At 40.4% G+C, this 20,986-nt stretch carries 15 protein-coding genes; 1 reads left to right on the top strand and 14 read right to left on the bottom strand.

The genetic code is table 11. The features are described 5' to 3' along the window. Positions 1-109: 109 nt before the first annotated feature. The 6 genes from AC1RJ8_RS21705 to AC1RJ8_RS21680 form a co-directional block, all read right to left on the bottom strand. Positions 110-640 (bottom strand): hypothetical protein, encoded by a 531-nt coding sequence (locus AC1RJ8_RS21705; protein WP_492955629.1) that lies wholly within the window; start codon positions 638-640, stop codon positions 110-112. Beyond that, the gene (locus tag AC1RJ8_RS21700) at positions 637-2,934 is read right to left on the bottom strand and encodes a patatin-like phospholipase family protein (RefSeq protein WP_492955628.1); all 2,298 of its coding nucleotides are present in this window, start codon (positions 2,932-2,934) and stop codon (positions 637-639) included. Before AC1RJ8_RS21700 ends, AC1RJ8_RS21705 begins: the two co-directional genes overlap by 4 nt. 49 nt (positions 2,935-2,983) lie before the next feature. Next, complete coding sequence (locus AC1RJ8_RS21695; protein WP_492955627.1) at positions 2,984-3,457, bottom strand: TspO/MBR family protein; 474 nt, start codon at positions 3,455-3,457, stop codon at positions 2,984-2,986. 44 nt (positions 3,458-3,501) lie between these two features. Next, positions 3,502-4,851: a M28 family metallopeptidase gene (locus tag AC1RJ8_RS21690; RefSeq protein WP_492955626.1), complete on the bottom strand. Its 1,350-nt coding sequence runs from the start codon at positions 4,849-4,851 to the stop codon at positions 3,502-3,504. Positions 4,852-5,003: 152 nt separating this feature from the next. Continuing rightward, positions 5,004-5,624, bottom strand: a complete 621-nt coding sequence (locus AC1RJ8_RS21685; RefSeq protein WP_492955625.1) for a peptidase M16 family protein — start codon at positions 5,622-5,624, stop codon at positions 5,004-5,006. A gap of 922 nt (positions 5,625-6,546) precedes the next feature. Beyond that, positions 6,547-7,383, bottom strand: a complete 837-nt coding sequence (locus AC1RJ8_RS21680) for an alpha/beta fold hydrolase (RefSeq protein ID WP_492955624.1) — start codon at positions 7,381-7,383, stop codon at positions 6,547-6,549. Positions 7,384-7,529: 146 nt separating this feature from the next. On the opposite strand from AC1RJ8_RS21680, the gene AC1RJ8_RS21675 reads away from it, so the two are divergent. Next, positions 7,530-9,608: a CehA/McbA family metallohydrolase domain-containing protein gene (locus AC1RJ8_RS21675; RefSeq protein WP_492955623.1), complete on the top strand. Its 2,079-nt coding sequence runs from the start codon at positions 7,530-7,532 to the stop codon at positions 9,606-9,608. A gap of 184 nt (positions 9,609-9,792) precedes the next feature. Here AC1RJ8_RS21675 and AC1RJ8_RS21670 read toward each other — a convergent pair whose 3' ends face one another. The 8 genes from AC1RJ8_RS21670 to AC1RJ8_RS21635 form a co-directional block, all read right to left on the bottom strand. Continuing rightward, positions 9,793-10,305, bottom strand: a complete 513-nt coding sequence (locus tag AC1RJ8_RS21670; protein WP_492955622.1) for a hypothetical protein — start codon at positions 10,303-10,305, stop codon at positions 9,793-9,795. After that, entirely contained in the window at positions 10,298-11,566 is a 1,269-nt protein-coding gene (locus AC1RJ8_RS21665) for a condensation domain-containing protein (protein ID WP_492955621.1), read from the bottom strand. Before AC1RJ8_RS21665 ends, AC1RJ8_RS21670 begins: the two co-directional genes overlap by 8 nt. Continuing rightward, positions 11,563-12,852, bottom strand: coding sequence for a phthiocerol/phthiodiolone dimycocerosyl transferase family protein (locus AC1RJ8_RS21660; protein WP_492955620.1), 1,290 nt, complete (start codon positions 12,850-12,852; stop codon positions 11,563-11,565). The genes AC1RJ8_RS21665 and AC1RJ8_RS21660 overlap by 4 nt, the downstream gene beginning before the upstream one ends. A gap of 119 nt (positions 12,853-12,971) precedes the next feature. After that, the gene (locus AC1RJ8_RS21655) at positions 12,972-14,180 is read right to left on the bottom strand and encodes a glycosyltransferase (protein WP_492955619.1); all 1,209 of its coding nucleotides are present in this window, start codon (positions 14,178-14,180) and stop codon (positions 12,972-12,974) included. 10 nt (positions 14,181-14,190) lie between these two features. Next, a complete protein-coding gene (locus AC1RJ8_RS21650; RefSeq protein WP_492955618.1) occupies positions 14,191-15,390 on the bottom strand; it encodes a glycosyltransferase in 1,200 nt (399 codons plus the stop codon). Positions 15,391-15,402: 12 nt separating this feature from the next. Further along, entirely contained in the window at positions 15,403-16,167 is a 765-nt protein-coding gene (locus AC1RJ8_RS21645) for an alpha/beta fold hydrolase (RefSeq protein WP_492955617.1), read from the bottom strand. Further along, positions 16,155-16,403 carry a phosphopantetheine-binding protein gene (locus AC1RJ8_RS21640; RefSeq protein ID WP_225876570.1) on the bottom strand — a complete coding sequence of 83 codons (249 nt, stop codon included), beginning with the start codon at positions 16,401-16,403 and terminating at the stop codon, positions 16,155-16,157. The genes AC1RJ8_RS21645 and AC1RJ8_RS21640 overlap by 13 nt, the downstream gene beginning before the upstream one ends. A gap of 35 nt (positions 16,404-16,438) precedes the next feature. Continuing rightward, positions 16,439-20,674 carry a beta-ketoacyl synthase N-terminal-like domain-containing protein gene (locus AC1RJ8_RS21635; RefSeq protein ID WP_492955616.1) on the bottom strand — a complete coding sequence of 1,412 codons (4,236 nt, stop codon included), beginning with the start codon at positions 20,672-20,674 and terminating at the stop codon, positions 16,439-16,441. Positions 20,675-20,986 lie beyond the last annotated feature (312 nt).

Here is a 20,986-nt window from a genome sequence, read left to right as displayed (position 1 = left end):
ATTTCAATTTATGGGAAAGATTGCTTCGGCTCGCTCTAGCCAAGCCTCGCAATGACGATTTTGGCGGGAGAGCCAAGTTATAAAAGTTGACAACTCTTTTTTCCGCCCATCAAATCAAATTCTTTAACCCATCGAATATACTTTCAAAAAAGGTAGAAAGGTTTAAACCATTGCTGTGGTTAAAATACACAAATACCAGAAAAACAATGACCACAAATATGATCAGTTTGCGGAAGGCAAAGGCAATAATTACCAATATAATAGGAATGATGAAAAGCCATAAACTATTTATGGCATAAGGACTTAAATCGGTATCTTTTTTATACACATATACCAGTTTACTATGCGTACCAGAGTCGTTTTGATGTTTGATGTAAACGAAAGTAGATTTATCAATTGGTAAAGGTAGCACGGCTATGCCATCGTTAAATTTTAATACCTGTGTAAAACCACTTACACTAAAGGTGTAGGTTCCGTTAATATTTTCGTTGGGGTTGTTTAACGAATCGGCCGCAATTATGGCCAGTTTATTGTTTTTAAGCAAATTTTCTTTTACCAGAAAATTATTGATTGCTGCGGTTTGTGCATGGCTGAAAAACCCGGTTAAACACAGCGAAAGCAAGAGTAAGATTCGTTTCATTCGATAGAACGTTTATTGTAAATTAAATAACCGATATGCAATAATACACCATTTCTTTTAACAGCATCATTATATAAATTATAACTTAGGCTAACCGGCCCCAGCGGGGAGTGATAAACCAGACCAGCGGTACCCGCATAGCGTAATTTTGTAATCGGCTTTGCGTAATTTATATCCTGGAAATTATTCAGCTCAAACTCTTTATGGGGTAAAAATAAATAACCTTCCAATCTAAAATCGAGATTTTTTTTAACATTGTAAATGTTTTTTATTCCGCCAGCGGCATAGGTTGTTGCCCTAAACTTATCCAGAAAGAGCGAGCGGCTATCTTGCAGGGGGTAGAAGGCCGGAGCAGTTAACAGTGTTGCATAATAGTTGCTAAATAAAGGTTGGTTAGAGAAAACGCCTTCCACAATATAACCCAATGTATATTTTTTAAGGTGTAAAAAGTAATTTTCCTGGGTAAGTTTTATACTTCCCCATTGGCGCAAATGACTGCTGCCCGGAATTTTTACAAAACCTGGGGTGTTGCGGAAAATATTCCCGGGATTATAGTTTTCGCGGCCTGTGGTGTAATTGAAACTTAGCGAAAAGCTCTGTCCATTGGTGGCATATTGTTTTCTGTTTAGCGAATTTTTTTCGAAGTTTAACGAGCCCCTGAAACCGTTGAAGATGGTTTGGTCTAATAAATCGCCTACCGCAAAGGTATTGTTTGGGCTATAGCGATCATTATTGTTTATAAAAGTAGAATGAAGAACAATTTTGGTATTGTAATTTAAAGGCATTCCCATCGTAAGGTCAATCTTACGGTCAGATTGTTCGATGTAAATGGGGCGTGGGTTTTCGATAAATATCTGGCTGGTATTATAAAAATTCCAGTGATTATAGGTTAACTCCGCGGCCAGAAACAAGGGTAGTCTGGTTGGATAATCTACCCGGCCATTAACCTGTACCGATTCGTAAAAGCGGCCAGAGTAGAAGCTGGTTCCAAAAGTATACGATTTTCGGTTGAGGTAATTGTACTGGGCACCCAAAAAAACATTGCTGATGGGCCTTGTAGATATATTGCCGCCTAATTCGAGTTTAAAGCTTTTTTTTGGCTGTGCCACCACCTCAAAAGTATAACTGTCTGTTGCAGCCTGATATGAAATTTTAGGAAATACGGTTTCGAAAGTCTGGTCGGCAACTAGCTTATAATATCCACGTTTAATATCCTGCAGGTTAAAAGTAACTTTATCGCTTTTGAAAAGTCTTTCTACATATTTTTTCTGTTGACTGTTTACGCCGGTTACGATGATGTTGCTGAATTTTAAATCAGGCTTTTTTGCATTAAATTTTTCCCTTCTTTTTGCCAGTTCTTCATCGCTCACTCTTTTGCTGATTAAAGCTTTAATTCTTGGCATATCGGCTATTGTTGCATCATAGCCTTTTTTAATCAGCTCTTCTACGGGAGCAAAATTAGTTACGCTATAAGTAGCCAGGTTGGGCTGGATGTATACACCGTTTTTCCCGATCATGGTAGAGTCTGATTTGGATAGAAACATGTATACCAAAAAGCGGTTCATTAAACGATCGTCGATGTTTTTAGGGTATTCGTTATAGGTTTTTGAAGAAACATTGGCACCGATCACAAAATCAGGTTTAAAGTCTCTTTCCATTACATCAGCTGGAAAATTATTGTAAAGTCCACCATCAAAAACATATTTTCCATCTAGTTTAATGGGCCTGTAGATAATCGGAACCGTCATGGTTGCCCTTACTGCCTCTGCTAAACTTCCTTTGCTTACAGTGATGCTTTTTTGTGAAAGTACATCTGCAACCATACAACGATAAGGAACAAAAAGATTATCGAAATTGTCTTTAGAAACGGCCGATGCCTGAGCGAAAAGCTCAAGGAAGGCAAAATTTAAGGGGATATCGTTAATCAGGTTAGAGCGGAAGCTAAAATGAAAACCGGTATCAATAGCCACTTTTGCGGTGAGCATGGAGGCATTGGGGGCATTTTTCTGAAAGTAAAAGGTGTAATCGCTGGTGTATCGTCCATTTACCCAATTTTGGAAGTTGTTGCTCAGTGCAATTTTTTCTATCTCCGCAGGGCTATAACCTGCGGCATACATGGCGCCAACTATGCCACCCATCGATGTGCCAGTAATGTAATCGATAGGGATGTGGTTTTCTTCCAAAGCCTTTAATGTGCCAATGTGCGCCAATCCTTTTGCACCGCCACCACTAAACACAAGGCCTACCTTTTGCGCCTGCAATTGGTTACAGCACAGAACGAACAGTATCAGCAAGGATCTTTTAAAAGCTACCACTCCCTAAAAATAGGGTTTTCTTTTAAAATTAGTTCAATATGAAAATGTTGTATGTTAAAAATGATGCAAAACTTACCCAAAGGATATAGGGGATAAATATTAAACCCGCCCATTTGTTTATTTTATAGAAGATGGATGCATTGATGACAATGATGATCAACAGTAAAATAATTTCGGCCAGGGCAAAACCTATCTCGTGCAGATAAAAGAAAATAAACGACCAGCCCAAATTTAAAATTAACTGGATTAAATAAATGGCAACTGTTCTCGGGAAATGAACAATTTTATCTCGCCTAATCCACACCAGATAAGCCGCAATACCAATAAGTATATATAGTGTAGTCCAAACAGGTGCAAAAAGCCAGTTTGGTGGATTAAAAGATGGTTTATTTAAGGTTGGGTACCACGTTTTAACCGATTGAGCGGTTGCCCACCCTCCTAAAGCACCAACACCCAGTGTGATGGCTATATTTACAATAAAAGCTAAAGGTTTAAATTTCATGCGCTAAATTTGAGTTTAAACAACGGTAAACCCTAAATGTTTTATTACCTGCCAATGCCCGGCACTACTGGTAAGCTTTCAGTATCGTCATTTCCAATACTTTGTACCGCAAATAAATAATTGTCTTTGCTATAAGGTAATCGTAATTCAGTGGCAGAAGTGAAAAATTTCTTTTCCCAAACAGCGCTGCTGGTTTCGCGCATTAAAACATAATAGCCCTTTACTGCGCCATTAGCAGGTGCTTTCCAATATAAAAAGGTAGAGTTGCTCAGGTTTTTTACATCCACTTTTACTTCGGTAGGGCTAGACGGGGCTTTAGCCAGACTGGCTAAAACCGCAATATTTACGCCTGTATTTTTACGTAAATATTCGAAATCCATAAATTCCTGAAGGTCGCCATACCTAACGCCTTTCTCCGTTCTAAGGTCTTGATGCTGGTGATCGAAGTTTTCGTTCATTTCAGTTATGCGCACCGCTGTAAATCCATTTTCTACGAATGGGGTATGATCTCCGCCACGGAGAAACCTATCGTTCCTGTAAATTAATTTAACTTCTAACTGATCTACATAACGCTCGCCTATTTCTTTAACATATCGTGCCAATTGACGGCTTTTACCATCATTCTCTAAACCAAACTGACGGATGCTCTTTGCATTTTTATCCAGATCGAAGCTGGGTAAGCCCTCACTAAATACACGGAGCCTTGTATTGTCGATAATTTGTGTTTCACTACTGTTGTTGCTGCCAATCATATCATTGTTTAACATGGCATCTACATTCCAGTTTTCCTTTTTTGCTTTTGCAGCCATAAAACCAGAGCCTAACAACGATTGTTCTTCACCGCTTACGGCGACAAAAATTATGGTGGCAGAAAATTTATATTGACTCATGATTCTTGCAGCCTCAATTACGCCCGCAACACCACTACCATCATCATTGGCGCCGGGTGCATCGCTGGTTCTGTTCATTACATCGGTAACACGGCTATCAAGGTGCCCGCTCACCACATAAACACGTTTGTCGTTTGCGTCAGTGCCTTTTAGTACAGCTACTGCATTGCCTAAAAGTGTAGGCTGATCTACTCTTTTGCCATCGGGTTTAAAGGTAATGGTATCCAGGTATGCGGTAAGCCTGCCATCACTTTGCCTGGCAAACTGATTAAACTTATTTACGACCCAATTTCTGGCAGCCCCAATTCCTTTCGTTTTACTTTTAATATCACTAAGCGTATTTCTTGTTCCGAAAGAAACCATTTTACTGATATATGATTTTAGCGAATCCTGGTTTACGGCTTTAACCATTTTATCAATATCCTGATTTCGGTTAACCACAACCTGTGCCTGTAGCGATAAACTTATGGTAACAAGAAGTAGGAGTGTATAGATTTTTTTCATCTGTCGGTTTTTTCAGCAATAATGGTTTGTTTAAAGCGAATATATTGAATGATTCCTTTAATACAGGCGGTTTAAGCCTAATCTCGTGTAACATTTTGGGCATAAAAAAACCCTTTGAAATTAATCAAAGGGCCTAAAATTTAATTTTAATATTACCTTGCCACAGTTAATGCAAGTTCTTGTGTTTGGTTCCAATTGCCAAAGGCTTTTTTAGCTGAAGCTTTGGCTCTATTTAATTCAACATCTCCGGCAATCGTTAAAAATGTTTTTTCCGGAGAGATTTGGCTGTAAAAGTTTTTAACATCGGCCAAGGTTAATGCATTAACCGAATTTTCATTTACCGTTTGGTCATAATCGTAATCCTGCAATTTTAAACTGGCAATTAATTTAGCTTTAGCCGTATTAAAGGTTTTCTGGTCGAAGTTTGCATGTTGAATTACCGAAGCCATTGTTGCCAGGTCTTTATCAAGATCTGCCTTTAGTGTAGCCAGCTTACCGCTGTTATCTTTAAAGCTAATATTTGAGTTTTTACTTAAGTTTTCGTTTAACACCGCATTTAACAACTCCACTATACCATCTTTTTTACCTTCAATGGCCTTAGTATCTAAGGTAAAGCTAGAATATGCCTTTGGCGAACGTTCATTCTCCGAAATAATGATATTCATGCCGTTTTTAAGTTTATAGCTAACAGGTTCTTTAAAAGATTGTGCTTTAGCCGTGTAAATGCACAATAAGCTTAATGCTGCAATAGCGATTGTTTTAAATTTGTTCATTTTGTTCTTTTTTTTACGAAAATGGTTTATTGGTATGTTATTGGATTATTTTTAGCTTAATCTAGGTATTGGAGGGGTAAAATCCTAGACGAACGTGGGTACATACGTGATCAAAACTTGAATAGTTTTTACAAATATATATTTTATTCATTTTGTTCATTATTATTTTAATAAAATAGCGCCTACAGTTGTATTGATATGGAAGTAATGACATTTACTAAATAATTGGTGGGTTTCGTTAATAATGTAGAAGCGGATTAATAGGATGCTGGAATCACCAGACATGATGATATTGCCTCACCGATTTAAAAAGGTGGTTTTGATTTACTCGTGAGCACAAGGTACAGAGAAGAAGCAAATGCTTAAGACCTTGTCATCATAACGCCCTGATTTTTAGAGAAAGTTCGGATTGACTGCAGATTAACTTCCGAGGTTTTGGCTGGCAAAGATTGGTGACCTGGTTTAGCTGTTTTGTAATTGCAAATCGCGTCTGGTTTTTATATTTATTTTTAGCTTTTGCAGCATAAACCATTGTTCCTAAACCCGATCGACGTGTAAAGCCCGGAGACCGAAGCATGAGGGCGAGGACTTGGAACAAAGAGCGGGACAGCAGGCCTCCAAGAATCATTGTCTGTTCATTTCCAAATCTTTTTGAAATGCAAAACCTGAGGGATTGTTATTCTGAAGGGGTAAATTATCGTCCTCGACCGTTGTGGAGAGATCTTTTAACATCGTTCAAAGATTTCTCTCCTGAACATCCGGAACCCATGTTCCAGTCGAAATGACGCGCAATTTTAGGAGTCTGTCATTGATAGCGTTTAGCATTTTAAAATACATCAGACGGTTGATGACAGATTTGTAACTTTATTAGTATTTTTGTATCTCATTATCAATTGAATACGAATTATGTTATTGGTGGTTTCTATTGAGCATACAAATGATCAGATGCCGATTTTAAACTAATATCTTCAATAAAATCTTTTATTTCCCTGATGGTTTCTTCTGGTTCGCTAATGTGCGGAAAATGCCCTGTAGCTTTCATTACAACCAAAAAATTCTCTGGGGTATTTTTATGGATAAATTCGCCGGCTGATAAAGGAGCCATTATATCGTTCGTACTTTGCAGGGTAAGACTTGGCACTTCGAGATTTTTTAATTTATCTCTGTAATCGGCTTTAAAGGTGGCCATTGCAAAGGCCAGGGCAACATCTGGGTTGGTGGCTTCAAAACATTCCTGTAAAAAATCAGTTAATTCAGGTTTGGAAGGGTTATCCATCACCAGCGGTGCCAATTGCTTGCTCCAGGCTACATAATCATCTGCTATGTGCTCAAAAATGGTTTCAATATCTTCAGTATTAAATCCACCGATATAATCACGATCATTTAAATATCTTGGCGAAGGGCCAATAAAAATCAGTTTTTTAAATGCTTCCGGCATCTGTAATGCGGCAATCATACCAATCATACTGCTTACGGAGTGCCCAACAAATATGATGTTGGTCAAATCAAGTGCTTCTATGATATCGATTACATCACAGGCATATCCTTCGAGTGTAGCATATTTTCTTTGGTCGTATTGGCTGAGGTCCGAATTTCCTGATCCAACATAATCAAATAGTACGACTTTGTAGTCTTGGAGAAAAGCATCTGTAATAAATTTCCAGGAACTTTGCGCACAGCCAAAGCCATGGGCAAATACAATTACCTGGCTGCCTTCGCCAAGGATTTTTACATTATTTCTGATCAGTATAGGGTGCAAAATGTTTGGCTTTAATTCCAGATTAAGTTAAGTAATGTTATTTGTTTTTTGGAAAAAAAATAAATAATGAACGAAATGCATTGCTAATTAGCAGATAATTTATGTTTTGAAGTTAATTATTACCTTTACTAAAACGATTAAGTTGTATGAGAAACAGTATTTCTATATTATTGATAATATGCTTTTCAGCATTTTGTGCACAGAGCCAGGTAAATCTAAAAGCCTTTAAAGCTAACGGAACTACTGTTTCTTCCCATCAAAAAGAACTCGTGCTCACCTGGCCAGCTGGTAAAGGGACCTTAGGTAAAATGATTTTAGATCTTGATCGTACTAAACCATTGTTTAAAAGTTTATTGTTAGGTAAGCAAGGCGCCTTAAAAGAAGTTGCTGCTCATCTTGACCCTGGATTTGTGCTGAGAATAGGTAAACGCACTTTAAATCCAAACAGTGGGGGCTGGGATGTTTTTTTCGACCGGGTTCCAACCAGACCATATACCACAAATGTTGTAAAATTCGAAAAAGGGGCAGCCAGTGTTTCAACAAAGGGCTCGCAAACTGTAGTGCGAATAAATGGAATTCGATGCGAGACCTTTAGCGGTGCGTTAGAAATAACACTTTACAATGGAAGCCCTTTGTTTAATGTAGCTGCTGTGGTATCAACCCCAAAAGATTCTACAGCTATTTTATACGATGCCGGATTAACGAGCAAAAAAGAGATCTGGTCTAATATTGCCTGGAGTGACGTGAAAGGTAATCTTCAGAATGAGAAAGCGGTTAAAACAGATGCGAGTAAAAATCTTGAAGTAAAATACCGTACCGTTATCGGCGAAAATAATGGCGGAAGTTTGGCCGTTTTTCCTGCTCCACATCAATATTTCTATCCCTTGGACGAAGCTTTTAACCTTAAGTTTACGTGGAAAGGCAGTAATTATTTAAACTTAATCCCCGACTTTGGTATTGGGATCAGGCAGGATCCATTGGGCGATAAACGTTATGTACCATGGTTTAATGCACCACCCAATACCCAACAGCGCCTTAATTTTTTCTGTTTATTGAGCACGGGGAAGGCAGGAGCAGCGTTGGACGAAGTTAAAAAGTTTACGCACAATGATACTTATGTGCCCTTGGCAGGTTATAAAACAATGGCTAGCCATTTCCACAATGAGTTTATTTCTGACGTAGTGCTGAGCGGAAAAGCCGTGCCAGAAAAGCCCGAATTTGTTGAGGTGTTGAAAAGGGCGGGTTTAAATATTGTTAAGCTTGCCGAATTTCACGGACCAGGACATCCTAAAGGACCAGATTCTGTTCGTTTAAAAGAATTAGATGCCTTGTTTAAACAGACTAAAAGATTATCTGATCCAAATTTTTTATTGTTACCAGGAGAAGAAGCCAATAATTTTTATGGTGGACATTGGCTGGCATTTTTTCCTAAACCAATTTATTGGATTATGTCGAGAAAAAGCGATCTGCCTTTCGAAACCAACGACCCGAAATATGGTAAAGTTTACCGCATTAATGATAAAGCAGAAATGCTCAAATTACTGGAACAAGAACATGGCTTGGCCTGGACTGCCCATGCCCGAACAAAGGCTTCGACAGGTTACCCAGACAAATATAAAGAAGAAGACTTTTTTAAATCGGAGACTTTTATGGGCGCAGCCTGGAAGGCCATTCCAGGAGATCTTTCGTTGCCGACCTTAAGTAAACGGGTACTGAACCTGATGGATGATATGGCCAACTGGGGTTTGAAAAAACATGTTATTTCAGAGGCTGATATCTTTACCATCACTGAGCAAAATGAAATGTATGCCCACTTAAACGTGAATTATTTGCAGTTGGATAAGATACCTAATTATGCCGATGGCTGGCAGCCTGTTTTAGATGTAATGCGGAAAGGAAAGTTTTTTGTATCGACAGGTGAGGTACTGATCCCGAGTTTTAATGTTAATGGAAAAGGTGCAGGAGAGACTTTGAAGGTTGATCATGGTGGAAAAGCAAAGATAAATATGCAACTCAACTGGACATTCCCCTTAAGTTTTGTCGAAATTGTATCGGGTGATGGGGCAAAGGTTTATCGTAGCCGTGTTAATTTAAACGATACGCAGGCTTTTGGAAAAAAGGATTACAGTTGGGCAGTTAATTTAAAAGGCCGGCATTGGGTAAGGGTAGAGGCCTGGGATATTGCAACCAATGGAGCTTTTACACAAATGGTTTGGTTGGAATAATGGCTATACCTGAGATCGTCATTTCGAGCGGAGTGCAACGCAGTCGAGAACCCGAAGGCTCAGCGAAGCTAAATCTATATTTAACAGATCTCTCTCCCGAAAATTCGGGACTACGCTTCAGTCGAGATGACGACACTCTTTTATTCTCATAGTGTTTAGAATGACAATTGTTTTCAAAATGATATTACGTTACTGCATCAATCCTAAACCTTCTAATCGCGAGATAAAAAAAGGTAATGGAATATAAACCCGCCAACAATCCTGCACATACAGCAGAAGGGGTAATTCCGAAATCGTGATTTTTAGGGAAAGAGAAGTGCAGGGCGAGCATCAATGCAAATACCACCAAAATGCTATACAAGCCATTTAAACCTGCTTTTTTCAATATAAAAGGATAACCCGTAATTTTTTCGTCTACTTTATAGTTAATGGCGCCAGAGTGCTGCAACAGTTTTATTTTTTTTAAAATATCAAGGGTAATCATAAAGGGGAGGAGCAACGACATCGGCAATAAAAACCTGGCCAGATTTTGCTCGCCACTAAATAAATGCACCGAGTTTTGTGCTTTAAAAGCAAAATATGGCACTACAGTATTTAATACCGTGTTTGGGATAAGGTGTATCAGCAGGTTTTTGCGCACAAACTTTCGCCAGTTCGACACTTTCGTCTGCTCATCGTATTCCACTTTATCAGACATTGACCAATTCGTTTAAATTTTCCTTAATCAGCTCCATTACCCTGTCTTTGATCTGCCAGGCTTCAAATTCCCGAAGGAATGATTCGTTTGACATAAAAGAGAAATCCAGCTGTCCGTTAAAAGTGCTACATACTAAAGTATTGGCATTTTTCCATGGGAAAGCAACCGTAGGACTATAAATGGTTTCAATAGAAAAATCCTGATAATCCTTTGGGATGTTTAAAAGCCCCATATTGCTGAGCGTCACATCGTGTGTGCCCTTGGTTGTTTTCAAAAAGCCAATCATTTTATTTACCGATGAATGGAAATACTCACTCATGTTTAACAGGTCGTGAACTTTCATTTCTGCCACTTTTGCTTCCAGATCGGTTTTTAAGATTCTGGTTTTTGTCCAGAAATCATTTTCGCCTTGTGCGATTTTTAACTCTACAATGGGTGCAAAGGCAAACATGGTATCTTTTTTTATGGCTTCTACAAAGCGCCTGATATCAACCGGACAGATCACCTTGCCATGGGCTTTGGTGCCTTGCACGTGTTTAAAAGCTTCCATAAAGGCCACACAGATGGCGGCATGCACGGTTGTGTTTTCTTCCTTACATTTAACCAATAGTTGTTTGGTCTCATCAGCACTGATTTTCCAATGAACGGCGTAATTGCTCCGGTCTATGTTATTGTTTGAAGTAGCTTTTAAAAAGAAAAACAAACGGCCAAGTGTTGCAAAAATTTTTCCTTTAAAATGGCTCGCTTTACTAATTACAAAATCTTCTGGTAAGAGGTCGCGAACAGAAAGAAATGAAGCATATGGGGCCAGATCTTGTTCAGGATCATCAATCAAAGTCATCAGCTCCCGCATTAAATTTGAAATGGCAGTTCCATCGCAAATACAGTGTGGAAGCACGAGCAAAAGGTCTGATTCGGTTTCGGCTTTTAGCCAAACTAACCTGGCTAACGGCTCGTTTGGGGTATCAAAAAGTTTATACCACTCTATTTTTGATTGTTTTAACCAATCCTCGTCTGTTAAACGATCAGCAATTCTAACGGGTATTTTGCTGATATTTTCGTTCCGTACGAAATATGGTGTTTTGCCTGTAGCATCGATATTCATTTGCAGCAGTGGGTGTTTCTGCTGGACTTTAAACAGTGCGTTATGCAAATTTTCTTCATTGATTTTACCTGAAATTTTGGCGCCAAAAACACAGTTTAGCGGTGTTTTGGCATCTACATGCATTATTCTTTCTCCTAAAATTAATCTTCTTTTCATGCAGTTGCGGTTAATATTTCAATCGGTTTTTCAACCTGAGCTTTTAAGATAGCCACTACTTTTTCTTTGATGGCCTCAGCTTCAACGAATGGAACATAACCCTCGCTGGCCACAAAAGTAAAGTCCATTTGATTGCGGTAAGTTGAGACGATCATGGTGGTCGTATTTCCCAAAGGGCCCATTACTGAAGGACTGAAAATGCTTTCTACTTCAAAGTTTTGATACCGGTACGGGATGTCGATTTTACCCAGGTTGGAAAACATACAATCATTACTCGATTTTCCATACTTTAAGAAATTGGTGAAGTTGTTTAACGCAGGGTGACAGGCTTCCATCATCATCATCAAACTATAAGGATTTAGTTTGGCCGATTTATCGTTCACGTCCTTTTGCAAGGCTTTAACATTGCTTAAAAAGTCTTTTTCTGGCAATAAAGAAAGTACAATCATTAATCCGAAGGCAAAAATGTGGTCTTTTTTAATGATGGGGTTAAAATTCCGGATATCAACCGGTAATGATATTTTGTTAAATGCTTTTTCTTTTCTCACCGCTTTAAAGGCCGTTAAAACTGCGGCACTCAACAAAGTATTTACGGTGAACTGATTGGTTTTGCAAAACTGGATGAGCTGTGTAGTGAGATCCTGATCGAATTTCCAGCGGAGCATAAAATCGTTTTTTCGCGCTACAGCTACTTTTTTGATCGGGATGATCCAAAGTGCTAATGTGGCAATTTTGCCGATCAGTCCGTTTTTGGTCCGGTTGCGGTAACTGTTTAGTACCTTTTTAGGAATCACATCCTTTATACCCATAATTGGAATTTCTTTGCCAATATCGGCATCAGGGTCATCCAAAAGCTGAAGCAATTCTGTTAAAATAGAAAGTGCCGAAGTGCCATCGCAAAGACAGTGGTGATATACCATCAAAAATTCAGATACGGCTTTACCTTTAACCCATGTAATGCGGCAAAGTGGTGCAATTGAAGCATCAAAAACAGTTTTCCATTCATAGGTAGATTCCTGTTCCCAATGCCCATCATTTAACCGGTCTACAATGCGAACCGGAATGCTAAAGGTTTCGGTAAGATTGGTTACAAACCAAGGCCTTTTATCTTCGTCAAAACGTATAGCGGCGGTTAACCAGGGGTGTTTTTTCTGGATTTTGAATAAGGCAAACCTCAAATCATCTTCCTTGATTTCTCCCCTGATTTTGAAAGGTATTACAATGTTAAACGGGCTTTTCCCATCACCGTATAACATCCTTTCGCCAAATAACAGTTTTCTTTTCATTTTTTAGTATTATTCTGATAGAAAGTCGTCATCTCGAGCGGAGTGCAACGCAGCCGAGAGATCTTTCTGGTTAGATCTCTCCGTTTCGCTGTGCTTCAGTCGAGATGACGGTCGAAGGTTTACAAGCTGTTGGTTTCCACAACTTGTGCCGTTTTTGCAAAATCTTCCAACAATTGCACCGCCTTATCGTTACCACCAGCTTCGATAAATGTTTCTCTTATTTTTTGTGCGGCCTGGCGGTATTTCGGATTTTCTAAAAGCTCGAAAACAGTGTCTCTTAAATCACCGATCCGTAACCTTTTGTAACGGATGCTAACCCCACAACCCGCTTGCTCAATTAGTTTAGCAGTATGAAAATGATCATAGGCGATAGGCGTGATCAACATCGGTAAACCATTGGTGAAAGTATCGTTTACGGTATTAAAGCCCCCATGACAGATTACCGCATCCATGTGTGGCATTAGTTCTGATTGTGGCACAAAACCGCTTACAATAAAGTTATCAGGCCATTTTTCGAAGATGTCGGGATTGGTTGCTGCAACAATGGTTACTGGCTGGTTTTCGAAAGCTGTAATCAGTTTTTGGAAAAACTCCTTACGGATATCAACCAACAGCGTACCCAACGAAACAAAAACTTTAGGCGTCGTAGCCTGACTTAACCTTTCCCAATCAAATGGTGCTAAATTTGGTCTGCCTTTTACCGGGCCAACAAAATGCATGTGTGGTGGTTTTTCTTCGAAACCTGCAAATGCCTGTGAGGTGAAAACCATATTTAATTGGTGCGAATGGATGTGGATATCGTCGCTATATATGCCTACTTCTCTTTGTAAACCTTTAATTAAGTTTTGTTGCCATTCGAATATTTTGGGCGCACTGTTGGCGGTATCGCCCATCACATCAGGTGGAACGGGTGTAGTGGTAACTGATGGTATACCTTTTAAGTACGCACTTAACGCACCGGCAAAGGTAATGCAGTCATTAATAATTACATCGGGTTTCCAGGCGTCAACAAAGTTGTTGAGCCCTTTCATCATCATTTTGGCAAAAGGAACATAGGTTTCTTCGAGGGCCAGTTTCATTACCTCCGGACCAGAACACGCAGGGCCATCATCCTGACGTTTTAAAATGCGTTGTATTTCATCCGCATACTCTGCCAAATCCTCTTCAGGATAAATAAATTCGCCACCTTCTGGTAGGTGTACCTGCGCAAGAGGGGTGATACCCAGCCATTTTACCTCATGGCCGCGGGCCAGCAAACTGGCGCCAATACTTAATGTTGGACTGATATGGCCAAAAAAAGGCGGGACAACGAAAAGGAATTTTGACATAATGTATAATTTAACTGATGAATACGTTTGAGGTTTTGTTGCTTAAAGCTTCCAATAAATCGGCGGCGCTTTCTGTTCCGCCAGCTTCGATAAAGGATTGTTTAATTTGTTGTGCAGCGATTTTATAACTGTCGTTCTGCAGCACTTTGTGTACCGCTTCTTTAAGGTGATCGGCTTTAAAACGGTTAAAGTTTAAACGCTCTCCGGCACCTACCCTGAAAACACGTCCGGCAACATGGCTTTGATCGTATGCTATTGGAATAACCACCATAGGCAGTCCATTCATCAAGGTTTCGCAAACGGTATTGTGTCCTCCATGGCAAACCACAGCATCAAGGTGAGGCAAAAGTTCTAATTGTGGTACCTGGCGCTGCACCGTAAAATTAGCTGGCCATTCTTCAAATAAAGCAGGATCAGAAACCACAACCACATGTAAGTCTTCATTTGCGAAAGCCTCAATTACCTTGGCAAAAAAGGCTTTTTTATGCTCGTGATCGAAGGTGGTACCAATGCTGACCAATATTTTTGGTTTGCTGTTATGAAATGCTTCCCAGTGGAAGGGAATTGTAGTTTTACGAAGGTTAAATACGGGGCCTACAAATTTAAAATGCTCAGGTAAATCCATCTCCCCGAAAAAATCCCTTGAGGTAAATACCAAAGTGGCAAGATCAGAGCAGGCAATAGAATCTGTGATATTTATACCGAATTCTTTTTGCAGGGCTACAATCTGGTTTACTTCCCACTCATGCACTTTGGGCAGCTCGTCCATTACTTTTATGGCTGCAGGCGCGGTAACCGAGGTTACATAAGGATAATTTTTATTGCTTGCGGCAATTGCTCCGGCAAACATTTGATGATCGGTTATCACGATATCGGGCTTGAACTGATCCAGTATATCGGCAATACCATCATAACTATGCCTGTTAAGCGGAATCAATACTTCCTCGTACAGAAATTTGATGCTATCGATACCGTAAACAATCTTTTTGGTGATGATGTCTAGGTATTTTTCTGAATCTTTTTTCTGTTGGTCGTTTTGGTCGTAACTGATCAACAATAACTCGCCTCCAGCAGGAAGTTTATCCCCTAATGATTCATCTAGCGTAATCCATCCTACACGGTGGCCCCTTTCAAGCAAGGCAGTACCCATACTCAGTGTAGGGTTAATATGGCCAGTTAGTGGAGGAACAACAAATACAAATTTTGCCATGTGTGTTTAATTTTATATTTCCTGAAAGAAGTTTAACAATGCTTCGGCGATTACCAATGGTTGTTGTATCGGGATATTATGATCCCCCGGCACAGCAATTAACGAGGCATTTTTAATCATTCCGTCTAAATGTTTACCTGCGTTAAGGCAATTGGAATCGGTGCCATACAACAATAGGGTAGACTGTTTTATGGTTTCGATTGCAGGGCTGCCAAAAAAGTCCTTTTCCAGCTCCATGTCGGTTTTAATCGAAGTTTGATAAAAAAGGTACTCGTACATGCGGTGGTTGCGCTCCATCTGCCTTTTGCCCATTTTCACTTTTGTGGTGTCAGTGAAATTTTCAACGTAATGTTCTAAAAATTCACGGCTGTACTCATCAATAATTCCCCTTGTTTTATCATCATTTGGATCTGGTGCTTCAATTATGGCCAGTTTGTTAATGCGTTCTGGAAAGCGAATGGCCATTTTTAAAGCAATCAATCCACCGAAACTATAACCACCTAAATGCACTTTTTTAAGGTTTAAAACCTCCATTAATGCAAACAGATCGTTTGTCATGCTCTCCAGGTCATATCCCTCCAAAGCCTTTTCGCTCATACCATGACTTTTTAGGTCGTACAGTACCACATGATATTTTGTGGCCAAAAGCGGCGCGATATTAAAATAATAGACAGACAGGTTACTGAACATCCCGTGAACGAGGACGATGGTTTCAGTAGCTTCTTTATTTAGCTCCTGAATATGAACCGATTTGCCGTTTACTGTTATGATTGGCATTCTTCGATGTAAGAGATGATCATGCCTAAGTTTAAGTTGATCAGCTGATCTAAATCCATTGATGATAACCAGCCCGTAAAATCGATCTGCTCGCCAAAATGCGCTTTGATTTTTTCGGAAAAAGATACAATTTCGATGCTGTCCATTTCCAGATCTTTGGTGAAAGAACTTTCAGGGGTGATATCCATTTCTTCAACAAATTCTTCGCCGATTACTTCGGTGATGAATTGTTTCATGAGGTTGAAGATTTCTTCGCTGCTTAATTTTGTAGTTATAGTGTCCATCCGATGATATAGTTTTTATGTTTGATTGTTTTGATTGTGATGTTATTGATGCATAGTTCTTCGCCGTTGATTACTTCAACGGTATAGGCTTTGGGATTGCCCTGTAAACCTTTGCCCAGGTATTTCCCATAAGCTTCTTTAGCTACCCAGAACCGGGTTGCCCATTCTATTTTGTCGCGGCTTTTGAGCAGGGCCATTTCGTGATCGTTAAACACAAGATCGAAGAAACCGGCGCTCCGTTCTTCAATATGTTCGATATCGATACCAACAGGTTCGTTAAAACGTGCTATGCCAACGGCATCGGTACCTTTATGGGCAATCGAGATATTGATGTGTTCTGTTAAACCGCCTTTAACATAAGGTTTGCGGAATTCATCCGAATAGATTTCGAAAGTAATGGGGTAACAGGCCTGGTTTTTCTGTGTATTTAATAAATTCCGAACGGCATCTTTCGCCGCCACGCGACTGATCATCCACGTTCTTCTTTTATTGGGTAAAAGGTTGTTGTGATGTTTCTTTTCTGTCTGGTTGAAATATCTTTTCAGGATAAAATCCCATGATACCACACGTGAGTAAGCATTGCCGAAAAGGAAGACGCCAGGTGCAATCTCTTCTGATAAACGGTTATGGAGTGGCGACATGGACACGTTCCAAAGCGGTTCGTCTATTTCCAATCTGCGGTTCTGCCATCCCGAAATGATAAGCCAGGTGATGCCATCTCGCTTCATTACGATATCGGCAGTGGCAAATTCATCGTTAATTTCGGTGAGCACGCAGGTACATTCGAAAGTACCTTGCTGGTCGGCCATATCGCCAAAGAATTCTATTTCCTGAATTTTAACGGGGAAAGCAATCCTATCTTTTTCTAAAGTGAGTTGAAGCCATAAACCAAACAGCTGACCGGCATTATCAAGCAATGAGCCTTTTCCGCCAGATGCTTCGATGATGCCTGTAATTCCTTTTTCGCCCACTGCAATTAATTTTTTAATGCCCTGGTAATCTGGTCCGTGGAACATGTGTGCATCGTAAATCTGTGCGGCAGTACGATCGATATCCAATAATTTTCCAATATCGAAAGTTCTGTTTGGTGCGGCACTTAACTGTGCAGCCAGCTGCACTTCTGCATTAGCAAAACGCTCCAGGTTAAGGTAAACGCTTTGCTCGTCTTTCCATTCGCCAGTTACAATCTCCTGAAAAGGTTTAACCACATTCATCCATTGAAAAACCCGCATATTCATGATTTTTTGCACCTTTTCTTCTGGCGATTGCGCGTTGGCGATTTCAGCAAACACTTCGAAAATCATGGTCATTGGGATTACCGGATCCATATCTTCAACCGTTGGCCAGCCTTTGGGTTGCCTCAATAGGGAGTGATCGATCAGGTAAGGGCAGTTCTCAAGGCTCACATCAAGTTTTTGGCTAAAGGGCTGCCTTACGGGTTTTATTGGTTTGGCTGGTGCCCAGTTGCTTGGCTGATCGACCTGTAAAGCTGCATTTTCGAACAGTTCGATCATTTCGCTCTGCATGTTGATCATTTCCATCACATTCTCGTTAAAAGCCTGTAAAACAGGATGTTTATCCTCTACAAAAGTTTTAGACGGTGTTGGTTGAGCTTGCTTAATGGTTAAACCTTTAAGCGTTTGCAGGTTATGGATAATCGGCGAACCCAGCTCGAGTTTAATGCCTTTGTTTTTTTGCGGAGGGGTTGATTTGATGTTGCCCAAATAATTGAGGCCAATTTCTTTTCCTTCGATAAAAAGTGCTGCCAAAACCCTTTGCAACTGCGTAATACCCGAACGGATCGGCACATTGGCACTGATGGCGCTGATTTCTTTTCCCCTTAAAGTATCGTCGATAAAGCCGACTAAACCGCCCGAACCCACCTGGATAAAAACACGTGCACCTTCTGCATATAATTTTTCAGTAAGCTCGCGGAAACGCACCGGTTTAATTAAATGTTCGGCGCTTAACCGACGGATGGCTTCAAAACCTTCGGGATAAGTTTCTAAAGTAGTAGCTGACCAGAGCGGTGTAGTGGTTTTCTGGAACTGCATATCCTGCATGCCTTCGAGAATTAATCCCAATTTATCGGCTACAAAGGGCGAGTGGAAACCCGATTGGAAAGGCAAAATCTGATGAAAAATCTGTTTCACCTTTAGTATCGGAACAAGTTCTTCAAGTGCGATTTTGCTGCCGCAAAGAATGACCTGTTGGGGGCAGTTATCGTTCGAAAGGTATAAATCGGGTATACTTTCGATAATGGGTTGAAGGGTGTCTAAACCGCAACCCACGGCAATAAAACGCGAATCTTTCAGTTCAAAAGTTTCGGGGTTAAGCACATTCAGTAAATTCATTACCGAACTTTCTTCTGCCAGTTCTGAAGATCTTGCTGCAAGCCATTCGCCAAGGCTGTGCCCTGCATTCATATCAGATTTAATGCCCAATTGTTTTAAAGCCTGATCTAAAACGCTGCTTTTGTTGAGGATGTTCAGGGCCTCGCTTAAAAGGCTGTCCTGTTTTTCGTTTTCGTCGATACTGATGTTGAAATAATCGGCTACCGATTTAATCTCGCCACCCGCAAGTCCATCTAAACCAGGGAACACGAATGCAATTTTCCCATCGTTCGCCAATAATGGCGCATTGGTGTACCAGATGTCCTGTTTATTTCTCCAGGGAGAATTTTTAGCCACAATTTTTAAAGCTTTTTTAATCCGCTCGGGGCTTGGGTTGAACAATACCAAACGGAAATTTCCATTCCCAATGCTATAATCTCCATTTTCGAGCGATTCGATCAAAGCTTCGTGACTTGGCCTTGCAATAACCAATACCTCATCTTTTTTAGGCGTTTCGTAAGCACTTAAAACTACATGAGCATTGATCCCTCCAAAACCGAATGCATTTACAGCCGCTAATTTTGGTAAGCCCGATTGATTCCAGTCTGCCGCTTTTTGCACGGCAGAAAAACGGGTTTCAGCCAGCTGCGCTACGGGCTCGTCGCAATGCAAGGTAGGAGGAATGATGCCATGGTAGAGTGCTAAACTCGATTTGATCAATCCTGCTATACCTGCTGCGGGCATGGCATGACCGATATTTGATTTTACAGAACCGATACCTGCTTTTGGCAGATCGGTATCCTGCCCAAAAAACTGTTTTAAGGTTTCAACCTCGGTTTTATCACCAAGTGGGGTACCTGTTCCGTGGGCTTCTAAATAGCCAATATTTTTACTTTCCAGTTCAGCGTTTTTCCAGGCTTCGGTGATTGCTTTCAATTGGCCTTTAACCGAGGGACTCATTACACTGGTTCCGTTTCCATCGCTGCTAACGCCCACACCTTTAATTACTGAATAAATTTTATCCTGATCCCTGATTGCGTCTTCGAGGCGTTTGAGCACAACAAAACCACAACCTTCGCCAATAATCAGTCCATCGGCATTTTGATCGAATGGTCTTATTTTTTCCTGTTTGGATAAAGCGCCCAGCTGAGAAAAAATGCTCCAGAAGGCTGCATTCTGGCCTAAATGTACACCGCCTGCAATAATCATATCGCAACGGCCACTATTCAGTTCCTGCACTCCATGATCTACTGCGATAAGCGAACTGGCACAGGCAGCATCCAAAGTAAAAGCCAGCCCGCCTAAGTTAAGGCGATTGGCTACCAGCGAAGCCACTAAATTAGGGATCAATCCCATTGCGGTATCGGCACTAAAACGGCCTTTACGCAATTGAAATTCGTGTTTTACCTTTTCAATTTCTGCATCAGTAAGTTGTGGCATTAAGTCTTTTAATACACTCGAAATCTGTTCGCCTGTACGTACAATTTCAATGGCGCGGGTTGCTCCAGGTCCCACATAATTGCCTTTGCCAATAATGATCCCGGTTTTATCGAGGGAATATTTTTTTTCGAATACTGAAGCATCTTCTAATGCTTGGTGAACCAGATCTAAGGTTAACAGATGATCGGGTTCGGTACCTTCTACAGCCAAGGGTAAAATGCCAAAACGTTGTGGATCAAATTGATGATCGGGAATAAAACCGCCACGGTTGCAATAAAAACGATCTACCCCGCTAACTGTTTTGTCGAAATGAACAGGATCAATCCGATCAGCCGGAACCTCTTGTGTAGAATCTACGCGGTTGATAATATTCTCCCAAAAGGCCTGCACATCTTTCGCACCCGGAAAAATGCAAGACATTCCAATAATTGCTACGTCGCTTTTCTTCATCTTGTTCGCTTAGGGGGATCTTTCGAATCTTAGTTCTATTAATTTTATTCTACTATCTATTTTTAGCCTGTTTAACTAACGCGATCGTCATTAGGCTGTATCATATTATAATTCAATCAAATTGTCACGTTGAGCCCGTCGAAACGCTTTGTAAGACATTTAAAAACGGTCCTTCGACAAGCTCAGGATGACAGTTCTAATCGTAAGGCCGTCATTGCGAGGCACGAAGCAATCTTAATGCGCAAGCTGGTAGCGATCGTTGTAAGATTGCTTCGTCGGCTGAAAAAGCCTTCTCGCAATGACGAATTTGGC

The organism is Pedobacter sp. GW822-FHT03F06, assembly GCF_058801365.1.
The sequence above is the reverse complement of the archived record's forward strand: the minus strand, read 5'-3'. Positions and strand labels throughout refer to the sequence as shown.